This window comes from Microcystis sp. M144S2 (genome assembly GCF_020246065.1).
Lineage (GTDB): Bacteria > Cyanobacteriota > Cyanobacteriia > Cyanobacteriales > Microcystaceae > Microcystis > Microcystis ichthyoblabe_A.
Genome location: NZ_JADBTR010000017.1, coordinates 19,099 through 34,970 on the forward strand (window position 1 = coordinate 19,099; position 15,872 = coordinate 34,970).

The 15,872-nt window shown below is 39.4% G+C and carries 11 protein-coding genes; 6 read left to right on the plus strand and 5 right to left on the minus strand.

The window, feature by feature from the left end:
• Window positions 1-264: 264 nt before the first annotated feature.
• The 3 genes from IM462_RS02545 (at window position 265) to IM462_RS02555 (ending at window position 4,581) form a co-directional block, all read left to right on the plus strand.
• Entirely contained in the window at window positions 265-2,271 is a 2,007-nt protein-coding gene (locus IM462_RS02545) for a phospholipase effector Tle1 domain-containing protein (protein WP_287700011.1), read from the plus strand.
• Window positions 2,272-2,322: 51 nt separating this feature from the next.
• Complete coding sequence (locus tag IM462_RS02550; protein ID WP_287700012.1) at window positions 2,323-2,808, plus strand: hypothetical protein; 486 nt, start codon at window positions 2,323-2,325, stop codon at window positions 2,806-2,808.
• Window positions 2,809-2,919: 111 nt separating this feature from the next.
• The gene (locus tag IM462_RS02555) at window positions 2,920-4,581 is read left to right on the plus strand and encodes a GUN4 domain-containing protein (RefSeq protein WP_287700013.1); all 1,662 of its coding nucleotides are present in this window, start codon (window positions 2,920-2,922) and stop codon (window positions 4,579-4,581) included.
• 264 nt (window positions 4,582-4,845) lie between these two features.
• Here the strand turns inward: IM462_RS02555 and gnd are convergent, their stop codons facing one another.
• Window positions 4,846-6,267, minus strand: coding sequence for a decarboxylating NADP(+)-dependent phosphogluconate dehydrogenase (gene gnd / locus IM462_RS02560; protein WP_287700014.1), 1,422 nt, complete (start codon window positions 6,265-6,267; stop codon window positions 4,846-4,848).
• A 517-nt stretch (window positions 6,268-6,784) separates the two neighbouring features.
• On the opposite strand from gnd, the gene IM462_RS02565 reads away from it, so the two are divergent.
• Together IM462_RS02565 and IM462_RS02570 are read left to right on the plus strand one after the other, a co-directional pair.
• Window positions 6,785-7,567, plus strand: a complete 783-nt coding sequence (locus tag IM462_RS02565; protein WP_287700015.1) for an MBL fold metallo-hydrolase — start codon at window positions 6,785-6,787, stop codon at window positions 7,565-7,567.
• 236 nt (window positions 7,568-7,803) lie between these two features.
• Window positions 7,804-8,757, plus strand: coding sequence for a DNA-methyltransferase (locus tag IM462_RS02570; protein ID WP_287700016.1), 954 nt, complete (start codon window positions 7,804-7,806; stop codon window positions 8,755-8,757).
• Between the two features lie 203 nt (window positions 8,758-8,960).
• On the opposite strand, the gene IM462_RS02575 is transcribed toward IM462_RS02570, so the two are convergent.
• Both IM462_RS02575 and IM462_RS02580 read right to left on the minus strand, forming a co-directional pair.
• Window positions 8,961-10,031, minus strand: coding sequence for a glycosyltransferase family 4 protein (locus IM462_RS02575; RefSeq protein WP_287700017.1), 1,071 nt, complete (start codon window positions 10,029-10,031; stop codon window positions 8,961-8,963).
• Window positions 10,032-10,177: 146 nt separating this feature from the next.
• The gene (locus IM462_RS02580; RefSeq protein ID WP_287700018.1) at window positions 10,178-11,308 is read right to left on the minus strand and encodes a glycosyltransferase family 4 protein; all 1,131 of its coding nucleotides are present in this window, start codon (window positions 11,306-11,308) and stop codon (window positions 10,178-10,180) included.
• A 411-nt stretch (window positions 11,309-11,719) separates the two neighbouring features.
• On the opposite strand from IM462_RS02580, the gene IM462_RS02585 reads away from it, so the two are divergent.
• Window positions 11,720-12,814 (plus strand): WD40 repeat domain-containing protein, encoded by a 1,095-nt coding sequence (locus IM462_RS02585; RefSeq protein WP_287700019.1) that lies wholly within the window; start codon window positions 11,720-11,722, stop codon window positions 12,812-12,814.
• 396 nt (window positions 12,815-13,210) lie between these two features.
• Here the strand turns inward: IM462_RS02585 and IM462_RS02590 are convergent, their stop codons facing one another.
• Together IM462_RS02590 and IM462_RS02595 are read right to left on the minus strand one after the other, a co-directional pair.
• Window positions 13,211-14,551 carry an AAA-like domain-containing protein gene (locus IM462_RS02590; protein ID WP_287700020.1) on the minus strand — a complete coding sequence of 447 codons (1,341 nt, stop codon included), beginning with the start codon at window positions 14,549-14,551 and terminating at the stop codon, window positions 13,211-13,213.
• Window positions 14,552-15,054: 503 nt separating this feature from the next.
• Entirely contained in the window at window positions 15,055-15,867 is an 813-nt protein-coding gene (locus IM462_RS02595) for a hypothetical protein (RefSeq protein WP_287658667.1), read from the minus strand.
• Window positions 15,868-15,872 lie beyond the last annotated feature (5 nt).

Consider the following 15,872-nt stretch of genomic DNA (forward strand, 5'->3'; position numbering starts at 1 on the left):
CTGAGTTTCTGGCCCCAGCAAGTGCCGGCTCTGGAATATTAGTCGTTGACTCCTAAGTAGCTGTTTGCAATTAAATAGAAGATAGGTTTTGCACTCGATCCCCCCTGCCCCCCTTAATAAGGGGGGTGCCGACAGGCGGGGGGAGCTTAGAGTTTTTTACGCCCATCTACTTACACATTTATTTATATATATCGCTAGACAACTAAAATGTGTTAAACTAGGCGGTAGCATTCCCTCTTTTTCCCCCAGTCGATGACAAAACCAATGGCTGAACAACGCTCTGTACTAAAATTTAATGGCATCGATGATCACATGGATCTATCCCACGGATTTCTCGATATTGATCAGAGTATTACCATTACATTTTGGGCAAAAGGGGAAAATAATTTAGCTACAGAAACGACTCTTTTAGAAGCTGTTAATCGGGAAAATAACCGCGTTCTACACATTACCCTGCCTTGGGGCGATCCCGTGAAACCTGCTATTTTTTGGGATGCGGGAAATGAAGAAGGTTTTGATCGAATTGAAAAAAAAGTCAAGCTTAAGGATTATAGTGATTGGACTCATTGGGCCTTTGTCAAAAATGCGACCACAGGCCGAATGTTGATCTATCGCAATGGGATCATTTGGCATCGTGGCAACGGTCATAACCGTGCCTTAACGGGGATTGAAAAAATCATCTTGGGAGCCTCTGTTAATCTCTCCCATTATTGGCAAGGTTGTCTCGCCGAATTTTCTCTTTGGAATCAAGCGCGTAGCCAAGAAGAAATCCAAAAAACGATGTATCAATCTCCCGGGGTTGATGACCTTGGCCTAGTCACTTATTTATCACTCAATGGCAATGCAGAGGATCAAACAAGTTATAGCAATCATGGTATTCTTTATGGGACAACCTGGCAACTAGATAGTCTTCCCTCTAAACCGACCTCGATCCCTAAATCAAAAACTCAGACTAGCAGTAAAGCTAGAAGGAGTGCGAAAAGGATAACAATGGTCAACGCAATTTTTAACTCCCTTGAAGAAGAAGAAGTGGTTGAACAGGATGCTCCAGCAGAAAATCAAGAACCTTCCCGCGAAGATAATTCAGAATCAATTATAATTGCCGAAGAAGCGGCTCTTGCCAGCAATGAAATTGAGGAGATTACTGAAACTGCAATTTCTCAACCGGATATCCTCACTTATTCAAGCCAGAAAAAACGGTTAATTATTTGTTGTGATGGTTCTTGGGAAGACTCTACCAGTGCCTATCCCACCAATGTGGTTAAATTCGCCGAATCTATTAAGTATATTGCCGAGGATCAAACCCCCCAAATCGTCTTTTTGTCAGGTTCTGGCACCCCCGAAGATAACGAATTTATTAAAAGTTTAGGGAATGAAACTTTTGGCTGGGGCCTTGATCGGATGATTCAAGATGCCTATCGTTTTCTCGTCCTTAACTACAATCCCACAACCGAGGATGAAATTTATTTGTTAGGTTTTAGTCGAGGAGCATATATCGTTCGTTGTTTGGCTAGTTTTATCGATAAATGTGGAATCCTAAAACGCTCTAAGATTAAAGAAATTCCCCTAGCTTATCAACTCTATCGAGACCACACCGTTAGTTCCGATAGTGCCAAAGCTCAACAATTCCGTGCCGCTAATGCTAAAAAAATTGAGACAGAAAAGGAAGATTTTCAAGATCGTATTCCAGTTAAGATGTTAGGTTGTTGGGATACAGTTGGTAGTTTTGGTATTCCTGATTTAACTCCTTGGTTTCCCCTGGCTAAGTTTTATCATAAAAAATATGAATTTAGTAATACAAAATTAAGTCCGATTATCCAGAATGCTTTTCATGCTGTTGCCATTGATGAAAAACGGAAAAACTTTCCTTCCACTCCGATAAAAGCCAATCCAGAAAATCCCGAACAAGTTGTTAAAGAAGTTTTATTTGTGGGTGAACATACCTGTCTAGGTGGTGGCAAAAAAGAATATCAAGGACTTTCCGATTACCCCTTACAATGGATGATTAATCAAGCCAAAAAATTGGGATTAGAGTTTGACTCAACCACCTCTGAATCCGAGGAATTCCAAATTAAACCAGACCCGACCATCAAGTTCGATAATACGGTTAAGGGATTATTGGGAGGTGAGCAATGGCGATATTTCAATACAAAAGTTGTCACTGTTCATCACAGTGTGGTAAAACGATTAAAGGCTTTTTCCGATTATCGTCCCAAAAGTCTTGAACCTTTTCTTCAAGCTTTACTTGACGACGATCAACAGACAGATTAACCTTGCTTTAGAATTAAACTAATCCTTCGCTAGAAATTTGAGGTGATTTTTATGGAACTCGATAACATTATCAAAAAAGTGGCAGGTACTTATTTAGCTTCGGCTATTATTGCTGTCATCGTGCTAATTCTGACCCTCGGACAACCCTTTGTAGTTTTTCTGGGTATTGGAGCGATGGGGTTGGTTACTGTCCTAGGAGATGCGATTGCTCAGTACGGAATTGAAGCAGTTCTGAATGCTTTTTACGCCGAGCGAAGTAAACAAGAATCCCTGGAAACACTTTTGTCTGAAATTGATGCTTTACCTCTGACTGATGACCTGAAATTAAAAACTAAAAAATACTTGACTGACCATCAAGAACAGACAGTAAAACAGGAAGAAACGGTAACTGAGCCAACTCCTGAAAGTCCTCAAACAGTTGTTATTGAAAATGAACCAGTTATTGAAAATGAACCAGTTATTGAAAATGAACCAGTTATTGAAAATGAACCAGTTATTGAAAATGAACCAGTTATTGTTGAAGTTGAAAATGTTTAATTAGGTATTGCTCCCTCTTGCAAGAGATGGGAGCAGCGAATGATTATTGCTAAGTAATGAGGAATTTTTTGGTCTAAGATAGCTATGCTAAATAGGAACTCTCAACATCTGATGACCTATAAAAAAATTGCCATTTATGAGCAAAGCTATCAACTTCCTGTTTTTAAAAATAGATACTTAAAAAATTTTCAGAAAATCATCAAGGAACGTCGGAAATTGATTCAAGAAGGAGTTCGCTACCATTACTATTTTGGTAAGATTATTAAACGAAAAGAAAAAATTACTCAACAAGAAATCTTGATCGAGACTCAGTTATTAATTAAAGACTATAATTTATTAATTAATGGACTAGAAATCTATCAAGACGGATATTATCGTTTTTTACTCCAACTCAGTGACAATCTCAAAATTTTATTTTCCCAAAAATATCAAGAATTAAAAATCTTAGACTACGAGAGAATAAAGTTAGAAATTAAAAATAATAATAATCAAAATATTCTCGATCAACTCAAGCTAGAAAAACAGGAAAATTTTCGGGCAATTTTGCTACTGGGAAAAACATCTTTTTTGATGTTGAGAAAAACTAAATTACTAGGGGAAGGAGTTCAGAAATTAGCCGAGGATACTCAAAAGCAGAAAAAAATTGTGCAAGCAATTATTCAAGAACTCAAAATTTATGAGGAATTAAATCATTATCAACTCAAATCTCAACGAGTTCGCCAAGAAATTGCTGATCTTGCCCAAAATGCGATTAATTTTGAAAACTACTTACAGGACTATTTTGCTCCTTTTCAATTATTAATAGAAGAAGTGATTAAGGTGGATGAAGAATTTTATGCAACAGTTGGAGAAATTAAGTATTTGGTAGATAATATTTTTCCACCTCAGCCTGCTATCTTAGAAACGTCAGATTCAGCAATAAATTCTGAGTTTTTGCTGAATTTTCTGGCGACTGGTTACGAGAAAGAAGCAAGGTTAAAAGATGCTTTTTCTTCTGATCAATTTAATGATTACTTATTCAATGAAAGTGAATGGTCAGCACAATTTATTTCCCTAGAAAAAACCATCAATAAATTATCTCATTATTTAGCAGAACAAGAGGTTTGTCAAAAAGACACTATTCTAAAAACTCCCCTAGAAATAGTTGTCTCTCAATTCACTCAAAACAATATTGACAAATCTTCTAGTTCCAAAAATCCCCAGACTTCCCCAAATATCTTAACTCAAGAATCGACGGATCTTGATTATAATCAATTACAAGATTTGCTAAGAAAGCAACAGTGGCAAGCGGCTGATCGCCAAACGACTAAACTACTATTGAAAATTTTGGGTAGGACCTACTGGAATGAGGTTTATCCTCAAGATATTGCTCAATTACCTTGTTCGGAACTGAAAAAAATTGATCAACTTTGGCTGCATTATAGTAATGGTCATTTCGGGTTTAGTATTCAGCAGGCCATTTTCTCTAGTCTCGGTGGTTTAGTGGATTATGAAACCCAAAAGAAACTTGGCGATCGCCTAGGTTGGCGGCAGCAGGGTCAATGGCTCAATTATGAGCAACTAAACTTTCAATTAGAGCCGAATTCTCCCCTCGGTCATTTACCGGTTCATTGGTTGATTTTTGAAGAAAATCTTTGTTATCCATCGGCCGAGGTTGCTGACAATCAAAACTCCGTGGCTTTCTGGAGAGTTGGCAATTGGTTATTGTGGCAACTTCACCTCGTTTTCAGCAAAATTCAAGCCTGTGGAATTATTCCTCTGTCTGACTTTTAAAGCCATTATCCTATTAAAAACTGATTTGCTATCACTACCAATTTCTTGACCGATAGTTAATACTAAATCTGGTTATTAAAGACTGATTATTTATTCCCCTTTTTGCATGAGTGCATGAGTAGAAAACGGGTTTCTCCGAGAAACCCGTTTTCTGTGCGTTACTCAACGGATTTAGTATTAACTCTTAATCAGAAAAATATCGGCAAAAAATCCCCCCTTTGATCACGAAGAAAAGGAGGGAAAAGCTCTTAAGTACCTGGCGGTTTAGGCCATCCATTCCGTATGGAAAAACTCACCTCTGGGTTTATCGGTACGTTCATAGGTATGAGCGCCAAAATAATCCCGTTGTGCTTGGGTGAGATTTTGCGGTAAATTGGCCCGACGATAACTATCAAAATAGTCCAAAGAAGAACTAAAAGCTGGGACGGGAATTCCCAACTTATTAGCCAAGACTAACACCTCACGCCATGCTTCTTGGCGATCGAGGATACTTTGCTTAAATTCCGGCGCTAACAACAAATTCGGCAGGCCCGGATTTTCCGCAAAAGCTTTGCGAATTTTATCCAAGAAACCGGCCCGAATAATACAGCCGCCCTTCCAGATACGGGCTGATTCCGGCAGACTGATATTATAGTTAAACTCCTGAGAAGCTTTAGCGATTAAAGCCATACCTTGGGCATAGGAACACATTTTCGAGCAGTAAAGAGCATCACGCACCTTATCCACAAATAGTGCCGCATCCCCCGGATAGGTTTCCCCCGGTCCGGGTAACTCTTTTGAGGCTGCCACCCGTTCATCCTTATAAGCGGACATCACGCGAGCATTAACCGCAGCATAAATGGTCGGAATTGGCACCCCCAACTCCAAGGAACTTAACACTGTCCAGCGTCCTGTTCCCTTTTGTCCCGCCGAATCCAAGATTAAATCTACCAGATGATGGCCGGTTTCCGGGTCAACATACTTAAAGATATCGGCGGTAATTTCAATTAAATAAGAATTAAGCTCATCGGTGCGGTTCCACTCGGCGAAAGTTTCCTGTAACTGCTGATTGCTTAGTCCTAGACCATTTTTCAGCACATCGTAGGCTTCCGCAATTAACTGCATATCGCCGTACTCGATGCCATTGTGAACCATTTTCACATAATGGCCCGCCCCCCCGGATCCCACATAGGTGACACAGGGACCATCATCGACTTGGGCGGCAATTTTGGTTAAAATCGGCTCTAATTCCCGATAGGCGAACTCTGTACCCCCCGGCATCAGGGAAGGACCGTGCAGAGCGCCTTCTTCGCCACCACTGACTCCCATGCCGACAAAACCGAGTTTAGTGGTCGATTCTAGGTCCCGGGTGCGTCTTTCCGTGTCCTCGTAGAGGGAGTTACCGCCATCGATAATCATATCTCCTTCTTCGAGAAGGGGTTTTAATTGTTCAATCACGGCATCCACCGGCGGGCCAGCTTTTACCATGACCAGGATTTTGCGGGGACGCTCTAAAATTTGGACGAATTCTTCTAAACTATAGGCCGCCTTGACATCTTTGCCGACGGCGCGAGTTTCCATAAATTCTTTAGTTTTGCTGGCGGTGCGATTGTAAACAGCTATAGGAAAACCCCGACTCTCCACATTGAGAGCGAGATTTTCTCCCATGACAGCTAGTCCGATAACACCGAAGGTACGTTTAGTCATAGAAATTCAGTCTCGGCTGATGCGTTCTTCCTCCCCTTTTAGCGCCTACTTTCCCTAGGATAGCTAAACTTTCCCTATTTCTTAAGCCTTGACTAATCAGTGATCAGTGATCAGTAATCAGTAATCAGTAATCAGTGATCAGATTTGGGTTTTCAGTGACTGGCATTGAGTGAGGAGTGTGACAGCGTTTCTCCTCAAGATGAAGTGTAACCTAAGTAGATAGGTATTAAAAACTTTCAGATCCCCCCGCCTATCGGCACCCCCCTTATCAAGGGGGGCAGGGGGGATCGAACCTAAAATCCATTTTTAATTTAATTATAACCAGCTACTTAATTTGCTATCACCCCCTGACGACTGGCTACTGTTGCCCGTTCCCTCAAACCAGAGACTTCCTACCTCACCATTAAGATAACTGCTATAAATGGCATTCACTGATGACTGAAAAACCCCCAAGCGTAGAAAAATTAATGCTAATGTTAAATTAAATTAAGAAAATCCCCATTATTCCTCGGCTTATATGCAGTTAACTTGGCTTGATAGTAATTCTTGGTTAATCGAAATCGGGGGAAAACGCCTGCTTCTCGACCCTTGGTTGGTAGGTTCCCTGACTTTTGGTAATTTAACTTGGCTATTTGAGGGCAAAAAAACCGCTAATCATGCCATTCCCCAAAATATCGATCTGATTCTTCTCTCCCAAGGTTTGGAAGATCACGCCCATCCTCCTACTTTACAGGTACTCGATCGCCAAATTCCCGTGGTAGCTTCTCCAAATGCCGAAAAAGTGGTTCGAGCGCTCAATTATACCCATCGCATTTCTTTAACCCACGGCTCTAGTTATATCTTTGACAATGCGATCGAAATTACTGCCGTCCCCGGTTCTCCAGTCGGGCCGACACTGGTGGAAAATGGTTATGTTATCAAGGAATTAGCGACAAATCAGAGTATCTACTACGAACCCCACGGTTATCATTCTCCTAGCCTCGATTCTCTCGGTAAAATTGATGTTATTATCACTCCTTTGATTGACTTAAAAATACCTTTCCTCGGACCGGTAATCAAAGGACAAGAAAGCGCCTTGGCAGTCTGTCAACGCTTGCAGCCCGAATATATTATTTCTACGGCTGCCGGTGGTGATATCGAGTTTAAAGGTTTATTGATGGCGGTGTTAAGTGCCGAGGGTAGTCCCGAATCTTTTCAAGAATTATTAACATCCCATGCCTTACCGACAAAAGTAATCGATCCTCGCCCTTGGCAACCTTTTACAGTGGAATTAGGCGAATGCGTCCCTGGTTTGAGCTAATCTGAGTTAAGGGAAGAATAGAAAAAAGTCAAAACTTTCTTCCCGATTTTTATCTAAAAAAGTAGAATTTTTGTTATATCTTTGCTGGCTACAGATAACATTAATTGTTTAAAAAAACTGGCTCTCTTGCATATTGGATGTAAAATGGGTAAAACCCCACACCCCACACCCTGCCCCCAGGAAAAACTTTTTCAGCAAACCCTAATTAAAAGTGGCTCTTCTTTACTAAATTTTCTATGAATCAGTTGCCCTTATTTTCTCAATCAAAATCAGTACGAGACTTTTATCAACCTGATGCCGAAATAATTCTTTATCAAGGAGATAGCAATAATTTTATCAAGACTATACCAGATAATTCTGTGAGCTTGATTATTACTTCTCCTCCCTACAATTTAGGAAAAGACTACGAAAAAAAAATCTCTTTGGATACTTATCTGGAAACCCAAACCAAAATTCTGCGAGAATTCTCTAGAATCTTGCAAGATAATGGCAGTATTTGCTGGCAGGTGGGAAATTTCGTTCAAGAGGGAGAAGTTTATCCTTTAGATATTTTTTATTATCAGCTATTTAAACAAATGGGCTTCTTTTTAAGAAATAGAATTGTCTGGCATTTTGGCCATGGACTACATACCTCTAAAAGATTTTCTGGCAGGTATGAAACTATTTTGTGGTTGACAAAAACCGATAAATATATCTTTAATCTTGATCCAGTGAGAATCCCCGCTAAATACCCTGGTAAGCGCCATTTTAAAGGTAAAAATATCGGTAAACCCTCTGGTAATCCTTTAGGAAAAAATCCCAGCGATGTTTGGGAGTTTTTAGCACAAGAATGGGATGAGTTACTATGGGATATTCCTAACGTTAAATCTAATCATCCAGAGAAAACTATTCATCCTTGTCAATATCCAATCGAATTAGTAGAAAGATGTGTTTTAGCCTTGACAAATGAGGGGGATTGGGTTTTTGATCCCTTTGCCGGGGTTGGAACTTCTCTGATTGCTAGTATTATGCACAATCGTCGAGTGATGGGGAGTGAAAAAGAAGCAGAATATGTGAAAATTGCCAGGGAAAGAATCGCCGCTTATTTGCAAGGAAATCTCAAAATTCGTCCTTTAGGAAAACCTATTCATCAGCCTAATGGTAAGGAAAAAGTTGCTCAAATTCCCGAAGAATGGCACAATAATATATAGGAAGTCATACTAAATCTCCCCCCCAGGTAGATGGATTCATGAATCCATCTACTATGCTTTGATACTAAATCCGGTTATTAAAAACTGATTATTTATTCCCCCTGTTGCCTCTTGCCTTTTGCCTGTCCTTATAAGTAGCCTATGCTCAACGGATTTAGTATAACCCATCCTGCAATGATTGATAAGTTTTTTTGTCACCATTTTTAGAGAAAACTTTGCAGAATTGTGGCGGTTTCTTGACCAGTTTTTTCCCAACTAAAAAGCTCGGCGCGTTGGCGACTCAGGGATTTTAATTTAAGACGCAATTGGTTATTTTTAGCGATTTGCTGCATTGCCTCCCTCATCTCATCGATACTATAGGGATTAATTAAAATTGCCGCCTCTCCTGTGACTTCTGGGAGAGAGGAAAGATTAGAAGTAATGACAGGAGTTCCACAGGCGATTGCTTCTAGTACAGGTAATCCGAAACCTTCCCAAAGGGAGGGATAAACTAAAGCAGTTGCTTGGTTTAAAAGTTGCGGCAATTCTTCATAGGAAACATAGTTTAAAAATTGCACTCGTTGAGAGATTGATAATGCTTCTACCTGTTGCTGTAGAGCAGGGGTAAAACGGGGGTCAAATTGACCGACAATTAATAATTGATATTCGGAATCGATTTGGGAAAAAGCAGTAATTAAACGACCGAGATTTTTATGAGTATCATAACGACCAAGATAGAGAAAATAGGGACGAGTCGCCAGATTTAGCGGACGAAAATTATCAGCATCATATCCAGAAAGAATCACGGTTATTTTGTCAAGGGGTATGTTAAAAAACTTATTAATATCGGCGGCAGTTGCTTGGGAAACAGCGATAATATGTGTGGCTTTTTTTAGGACTTGGGGTAAATAGTATTTATTATAAAAAGTTAAAGGAGAAAATTTCGGAAATCGCAGGGGAATTAAATCATGAACTGTGACAATATAGCGGCAATTTCCATAAATAGGTGCTTCGGGAATGGGGGTAAATAGCAGGGAAGACTTTAATTGTTGATAGGTTTGATAGAGTTTGGTTTCTGTCCAAATTAAGCGCCTAATATTGCCTTTAGTTCCCTGCTCTTGGGTGAGGTTTGCCGAGACAGGATAGGTGTTAAAATCTGGGTAACTATTAGAAGTGATTAGGGTAGGATTTAAGTTGGCTAATTGGGGAATGAGATTTTTAGTATAGGTAGTCAATCCAGTATATTTAGTACCGAGAAAAGCGAGATTGATTAATAATTGTTCATTTTTATTCATAGATATTAGCTAGTTAAGTAGGTAGGTGTTAAAAGTTGTCAGACACCCCCCTTATCAAGGGGGGATTAAGGGGTGATCAGCACCCCCCTTATCAAGGGGGGATTAAGGGGAGATCCATCTTAAATTTAATTATAACTACTTACTTATTATAAAAGAGAACGATAAGCTTTTATAGTAGCTTGTGCAGTTTTTTGCCAAGAGAATTTTGCCGCTTGTTTTTTTCCTTTAGTGATTAATTCTTGACGGAGAGAGGTATCACTAATAACTTGATAAATTGCTGCGGCAATTTCCAGGAGATTATCGGGATTAATTAATATTGCCGAATCCCCAGTGACTTCGGGTAAGGATGCAGTATTAGCAGTTACCACAGGACAACCTAAAGTCATCGCTTCTAAAACTGGTAATCCAAAACCTTCATAAAAGGAAGGATAGACAAAAACATCAGCTTTTTGATAATAATCCGCAACTAAGTCATCAGCAAGATAATCAAGATGTTGGATACTATCTCGAAAGGGAGACTGAGATATTTTCTCAAAAATTGGTTGATACTTCCATCCTTTTTTGCCAATCAGAATCAGATTATGGTCTAATTTATACCTGTCCTTGAGATAGTTAAAAGCATCGATAAGATTAATAATATTTTTTCGTGGTTCTAGGGTACTAACAAAGAGTAAATAGGGTTTAGTGATGGTTAGAGATGAGGGATAATTGGGGAGAGAAGAATAACGACTTGCGAGGGGAGTAACAAAAATTTTCTCTGGGGTTACATCTAAATATTCAATAATATCTCGTTTGGTACTTGCGGAGTTAGCAATAACTAAATCTGTCCATTGTAGAGATTGTTTAATGCGTTGGGTGTAGGTTTTGACAATCCCCGTGACAAACTCAGGATATTTAATAAAAGTAACATCATGAATAGTCATAACTTGACGACTCTGACGACAAGGATACACCACATGATCCAATCCGTGGAGAATATCGGGAGAATCAAGAAAGTTTTCTAGATAGGGAATTAGAGGATTAGGAAATCTGGTTAAAATATTGCTAAGACTGACGGGAATTGGTAAACATTTAACCTCTGGATAGGATTGCAGTTTTTCAGGGATAGAAAGATTACCCCGCAGCCAGTTTTTTACCGATGGTTGAAAACAGAGTGACAGGGAAAAGTTTTCTTGGTTTTGTAATTTAGCTAATTCGGCAATCAGGTGATAAGCATATAATCCAATTCCACTAGGATTTTGTCTTATCGGTGTACCATCAACTAAAATTTTAAGCATTTGCGGTTAGATGAGATTGACGGGATAGGTATTTTTAAAATTACAGATTCAATTGTCAATCTTGTTCGGTTAGGACAAGATTAAAATCGGCAATAGTTAATCTTACCCTATAGCGATCCTAAATGGCAGCCTTTTTTGGCTAGGTTACAGCCAATACTTAATTTATCGGGCAATTTTTTCGATTATTGTCCCCTCACCCACCCTACTACTATGATTGTCAACGGGTACTTATCAGCTATGAATCTCCTTGACGAAAAACACTGTAATTAGTTATAATCATGGAAGAATGGCTTCCTCGTACTTGTGGTGATCGGAGATTTCTCAAAAGTTATCTCAGGGATGGCTTAGTCCCCTACAGAACAAGCAAGATCGGGTAATGCCGAAAAATCTTGATTAACTAATGTTTTCACTATGTTTAATCGCTTAGTATCTTTTAAATCCTTAGAAGGCCATGAAGGTGAGGTTAAATGTCTAACTTTTTCCCAAGATGGTAAACTTTTGGCTAGTGCCGGAGATGATGGGAATATTCTAATCTGGGAATGGAGAAAAAATCAGAAGTTTTCTTTAACTAAAAAAATTGATGAAGTTTTTGAAGATGATATCAATAAAATATTTGGAGATCTAGAGGAGGGGATTAGCAATATATTTGGAAATAAGGGTGAAATCGCTATACCTAAAATTAATGATATGTTCTCAAAACCTCCTCAAGTAAAGGTTTCGGAGATTGATGATATATTTTCAAGACATAGACATAAAAGAATCAATTCTGTTGCTTTTAGTCCCTGTCAAGGATTTTTGGTCAGTGGAGGAGATGATCAAACCCTAAGAATTTGGTCACTGGAAACTAAAAAATTAATCTCTACCTTAACGGGACACCAAGACAAAGTTACAGCAGTAGCTGTTCATCCCGATGGGCAAATTATTGCTAGTGGCAGTGAAGATAAAACGGTGAAAATATGGTCAGTAAAAACTGGAGAAATTCTTTCTACTTTACAAGGTCATAGCGATAAAGTTCTAACAGTTAAATTTAGTCAAAATGGTCAACTTTTAGCCAGTGGTGGCGGCGAAAATGACAAAACGGTAATTATCTGGAATCTGGGAGAAAAGAGCAGTATTACCTTAAAAGGTCATTCCGATTGGTTTGGAGGTATTTTATCGGTAGATTTCGGCAGTAATAACAAATTTTTAGCCAGTGGCAGCAAAGACAAAACTATTAAAATCTGGGATATTAAAAGAGGTACAGAGGTAAAAACTCTCAGCGAACATAGTGATCATATCAATTCAGTTAGTGTTAGTCCTAATAATCAACTATTAGCCAGTGGTAGTGATGATAAAAGCTTAAAATTATGGGATTTAAAAGCAGGAAAAGCGATTATTTCTATTCCCCATCCCCAGAAAATCTATTCCGTTTGTTTTAGTCCCGATGGTAATTATATCGCCACGGCCTGCCAAGACAAAATCGTGAGAGTTTATGCCACTTCCGAACTACAATCTTTAGCAAGTTGAGCAATCTTTGAGCGGGTGCATCTCATTTTTGTAAATCTACTAAGTTGGGATTTTTAAAGGGAAACTATCTGCCAAAATTGATCGTTACTTCCGATTTTATTCCTCAATCCAAGCTTTTGGGGGGTTCTACCCCCCAAACCCCCCGTCGGGGGACGAAGCGCCTCCCCCGAACCCCCTGCGCATGAGCTTTTCGGTGGGATGCTTACACGCGGCTGCTGATATATTTGTAATAATTTAAGAGTCACTGATAATTGCTGATTGTCGATATTTCTGCAAATGTGATAGTCAATCCGGTTATTAAAACTGATTATTTATTCCCCTTTGCATGAGTGCCTCTTGCATGAGTGCCTCTCCTCGTAACTAGCCTGTACTCAACGGATTTAGTATAATTATCCACTAGAGATCGCTGCTGGTCTGTTCCTCTCGGAAGTAAAGCTGATATAATTGACAGCTAGGCTGGGCTAGGTCGCCTTTTAACTGAATTAAACCCATACTTTCCAGTTTATAGGCAGTAATCGGTTCTAATCGCACTCCCTTATCGGAAGAATTAACCACTTCCCCCATCGCTGTCAATAATTCCGGCTGTTTTTGCAGATTATCCCAGTGATGACGCAAGTGTGCCGCATAAATTCCCCCTTGGGTAGCAGCATTAGGGAGAATATTTTTTTCCCCGCGCACCCGCGCTTCCAGGGCCAAACGGCTAAGATAGGGATGACCAGCAACTAGAGTGATTAAATCCCCGATAAAACGCTGATTATCGTCATTTTTAGGCAATCCGTAGCTACTAGCCAAGTTTTCCAGTTGTTCGAGGTTAAAACCGGGTAATTTAATCGCACGGCCGACATTAAAGGGAGATTGATTAGCGTCCAATTGAATATAGATTTCCGTGGAATTAGCAATCGCTAACCGCAAATTCTGCCAGATTTCCAAATTATTAGCTTCTTCGTGCCAACAGCGCAAAAGCGGCAGAAAATCCCTAGCGATGTCGGGATACTCGAAAATTCTGTCTAAATTATCTAGGGCCAAAAAGAGCGGCCCGTTAATCTGTTCCAAAAGATAGGACTGAAAATAGGTTTGACAACTGATTAAACTGCCAAATAGTTCCTCATCCCAATATTCATCTAATTGCGGCTTTAAACCCAATTCTCGGCTAACATTTGCCGAAAACCAGCGACAAAATCGGTCCAAACTGGCAAACATCGCCTTTTCTGCCACTTGACAATTAATATAAACTGTGCTATGTCCCCAACTATCTGCTTGAGCGAGCAGATGTTTAAGGAGAGAAGTTTTACCGGTCTTTTCGGGGGATTTAATGTGAATGAGTGACCCCGGGCGATTAATTTCTTGATAACAGTCGCTTTCGACGGGAGGGCGGCTAATATAAGTATCTATGACTGATTTTTCTGCTAGTATCGGGGTGGGGTGATTTTTCCATTCAGGATATTTGATATCTTTGAACCATTCTCGGAGGATTTGGAACTTACCCGGCCCTTTACTACCTAATTCTAGTTCGGGACAACCATTATCTTTATCTGCCGAGAAATAGCTATAGATTTTAGTCATTTGTTTTTTATAGGTTTCATGGCTGGCGGCCTCGGCCATTTCCCAAATTTCCTCATCCGGTTTGCGCCAATTTTCGTAGGCAAAACGAACTAAAAAAATCTCCTTTAATTTGCCTTGAACACCGTATTCTCTAGCTAGATGTTTAAGAAACTCGTCCCATCCCTGTGGTTTCATTGGGTTCTACTTTATTCTACTTATATTCCCTTTTTTTCCATGTTAACCCCTTTTTCCCTCTTGGCAATGGGACTGACATCCGAGCGGAAAAGCCCTATGGTAAAAATAGGTCAATTACCTGATGGTGTCTAAGGGAGTAAAAGCCATGAAAATCTCGTTAACCTTGTTTGTTGTGGTCTCCTTGCTGTTAGGTTCTCTTCCTCACACTTTAGCGGTTAATAGTCAAGATAACCATTTTGACCATTCCTCTTGGCCGCTAAGTTTACAAAACCGTGACTGTAAGGGTGATAAGGACGATAATTGCAATTAGTCCTGATTATCTCGGTTAAGGTTGTTAGTCTATATCCCCCACCGATGAAAAAATCGTGGTCGGGATTTTTTTTTATCGAAAATTTTGGTTTTAAAATCCCGACTTTTAAGGATGGCTTTGTCATTTTATTTTTTCATGTTTCTGAACGATGGAATTGTTATTTGTCGTCGATACCATAGACGGGAAGAGTTGCTTACAGATATAGCCAAGGCATAGTTTGGCGAGTCAAGACACGAATTGCGTATTTCAACTGTTCGGAACGACTATTATAGTCTTTTCCCCCAAAATGTCCCGCAATACCAGAAAATTTCGGTTCAACGGGAAACCTTTTACAAACATTAGCCGATTGTGATGCTAAATTAATAGCTTGATAATATTGATGTTCACTGTAAAAACACCCCTGCTGATGATTTTTGTGCATCGGCTGCAGGTAGCTTTCATAAAAGCATTTGCTAAAGACAAGAAAACGAGTATCTGCATAGGAAGGATTATTTTGTTTGTTCTGTAATTGTTGCCAAATCGGCCATTTAAAATCACATAAACACTCAAAGGGACTTTTAACCCTCTCTAAAATATCGGTCATATTGAGAAGGTAAATTCTCCCAGTTATCTTGGCAATATAAGAAGACTCTTTGACCAGTGCTGATTTTAAAATTCCCTGCTCTATTAATAGGGTTTCGCCGTAACCTTTGCCAAAATTACGAGGAAAATCATTGGCATCTAGTGAAATAAATTCAATTTGTTTGTTATGGGGATTTTCTTGAGTCGTTTCCTGCAATCGATCAAGAGGCCAACCAGAATTTTCCACAAATAGTATTTTTTTGATACGAGGATGAAAATTAATATAATACTTCAGGGAATTATAGTAATCTTCCTGTCTTTGATCGGGAACATTTGGATAGGCTTTCGGCATACCTTTAATATTAATTGTTGCTGTTAAAAGTAAAACTAATTCCTGCTCTATATTTAACCAACCAGCTTGAAAACTTGTTCGTGATCCATTCATAAGCT

What these genes read in the sequence shown, in the direction of transcription:
- IM462_RS02545 (WP_287700011.1), top strand. Translation starts at nt 265, where the DNA reads ATGGCTGAACAACGCTCTGTACTAAAATTTAATGGCATCGATGATCAC.
- IM462_RS02585 (WP_287700019.1), top strand. Translation starts at nt 11,720, where the DNA reads ATGTTTAATCGCTTAGTATCTTTTAAATCCTTAGAAGGCCATGAAGGT.
- IM462_RS02595 (WP_287658667.1), bottom strand. Translation starts at nt 15,867, where the DNA reads ATGAATGGATCACGAACAAGTTTTCAAGCTGGTTGGTTAAATATAGAG.
- IM462_RS02580 (WP_287700018.1), bottom strand. Translation starts at nt 11,308, where the DNA reads ATGCTTAAAATTTTAGTTGATGGTACACCGATAAGACAAAATCCTAGT.
- IM462_RS02565 (WP_287700015.1), top strand. Translation starts at nt 6,785, where the DNA reads ATGCAGTTAACTTGGCTTGATAGTAATTCTTGGTTAATCGAAATCGGG.
- IM462_RS02570 (WP_287700016.1), top strand. Translation starts at nt 7,804, where the DNA reads ATGAATCAGTTGCCCTTATTTTCTCAATCAAAATCAGTACGAGACTTT.
- IM462_RS02575 (WP_287700017.1), bottom strand. Translation starts at nt 10,031, where the DNA reads ATGAATAAAAATGAACAATTATTAATCAATCTCGCTTTTCTCGGTACT.
- IM462_RS02590 (WP_287700020.1), bottom strand. Translation starts at nt 14,551, where the DNA reads ATGAAACCACAGGGATGGGACGAGTTTCTTAAACATCTAGCTAGAGAA.
- IM462_RS02555 (WP_287700013.1), top strand. Translation starts at nt 2,920, where the DNA reads ATGACCTATAAAAAAATTGCCATTTATGAGCAAAGCTATCAACTTCCT.
- IM462_RS02550 (WP_287700012.1), top strand. Translation starts at nt 2,323, where the DNA reads ATGGAACTCGATAACATTATCAAAAAAGTGGCAGGTACTTATTTAGCT.
- gnd (WP_287700014.1), bottom strand. Translation starts at nt 6,267, where the DNA reads ATGACTAAACGTACCTTCGGTGTTATCGGACTAGCTGTCATGGGAGAA.